Consider the following 1,822-nt stretch of genomic DNA (forward strand, 5'->3'; position numbering starts at 1 on the left):
TAGTGCGCTGGGTTATCGCTCGCCACGGGAATATCTGCGGCAGCGGGCTTGTAATGGGTTAAGTGATAACAGATGTCTGGAAATATAGGGGCAAATCCAATCACCTTATTCAGTCGACCTTCAAAATAAACGTTTAATAGGGACAATCACCATTTGGATTGTCCGCTGAGGAGGCGAACGTTTTCCTAGACAGCTTTATCATGTCAGCCCACATTGTTGGCGCTGACAATACTAAGGACAAACGATGGGGAAGTATCTTTTTAGCGTTATTTTCGGGAGTAAAAAACATGGTATCTTTCCGTATGTCAGTTGTATCTTGCTGGTATTCGTAGTCGTGATAAGGCATACAACGATATTTATCTTCACGTTAGTGAAGAATAAGTTGTTTTGTGATCTATGTTAATCTGGGATTACAATCCGGGCTTGATACATCGCATCACGACTTTTATTCTCTTCAGAATAGAATATGTTACTCCCCGTTTTACAGGCTCAGGATTTGAATTACAAATTATACTTTTAAGTGAACAATAACCAGGGGTATTTCTTATTTCCTGAAACCAGGCTTGGCCCATTTCGGGATGAGTTTGAAAAAACTCTTGACGCATACGATAGTGATGAAATAAACGAAACAAATTACGTCAACAAACTCAGGCGTCTTGCCTGACATGCTCCTGACATCATTGATATTCACGCTCATCTGGCATATGCATTTGCGCTCTTTATGCTGCAATTCTGGCGAATGTTCATTTACAGCGTCATCAGGATGCCGTTATACTCATTGATAAAATACTAACATATAACCCTGATAATAATCAGGGGACACGCTGGTTACTGGGGACGGAATTGTTACGTGCTGCAAGCATGACAGGGCTCTGTACGTATTGACAGGACATGTCAATGAATTTCCCCCCTACTGGTACGAGCTTGCTCTTTTACATTTTATGAATGAGGCATATATTAATGCTGCAACGGCATTTCGATATGGATTTTTAACAAGCATATATTGTTGAAATGCTTTGTTAGAATCTTTATCCATTCCCTGGGGCTGTATAGTATGATTTTTCAGGTATTTCTGAATACAGCCAAATATTATTGCAAAATATTCTCTAAATTATTAATTAAATATCCATAAGCATTATTGCCTGGGAACTGGACATATAATTACTCTTCTGTGCTAAAGGAACGTTCTGAAATGTTTAAGTATGCAGAGATGTTGATGGCGGAAGAAGATGATAAAGTATGTGAACTTATTTTTAAACAACAAGATAATTTGATTTTAAAAATAAATGATAGATTTCCCAGAATAATTATAAAGAAATACCGAACATTACAAGGTAAAGTCGTATGGCTATGGATATTGCCATTTGTTATTGAATGGTTAATCTTGTGTGCTTTAGACGTAAACAGCTGGCGAGGCAAAAGTAAATACCCTGATTATTATTTGTTAAGAGATGAGATGCCTGTGCGTCTAGTGTCTATTATATTCCCAACATTATTGGCGCTATTCTTGCTGGCGTAGGCATCGCCATACTATGAATATTGTGTTTGTCGTGATTCAATTTTTATTTATAACCTCTACCCGGAGCAAATTCAGGTAGGTCATGCATAAAAATATCTTTCGGTGATGCTGCCAACTTACTGATTTAGTGTATGATGGTGTTTTTGAGGTGCTCCAGTGGCTTCTGTTTCTATCAGCTGTCCCTCCTGTTCAGCTACTGACGGGGTGGTGCGTAACGGCAAAAGCACTGCCGGACATCAGCGCTATCTCTGCTCTCACTGCCGTAAAACATGGCAACTGCAGTTCACTTACACCGCTTCTCAA

General features: G+C 39.2%; 1 protein-coding gene and 1 pseudogene. Both read left to right on the forward strand.

Going from position 1 to position 1,822, the window contains the following annotated elements; genetic code table 11:
* Window positions 1–1,192: 1,192 nt before the first annotated feature.
* Window positions 1,193–1,408, forward strand: a pseudogene (locus tag BGK49_RS13690) (hypothetical protein); the annotation flags it as partial.
* 267 nt (window positions 1,409–1,675) lie between these two features.
* On the forward strand, window positions 1,676–1,822 hold a 147-nt coding region (locus BGK49_RS27120; protein ID WP_001393286.1), incomplete at its 3' end, for an IS1 family transposase.

Source organism: Shigella sp. FC1544 (assembly GCF_001722145.1).
In the GTDB taxonomy this organism is placed as follows: domain Bacteria; phylum Pseudomonadota; class Gammaproteobacteria; order Enterobacterales; family Enterobacteriaceae; genus Escherichia; species Escherichia coli.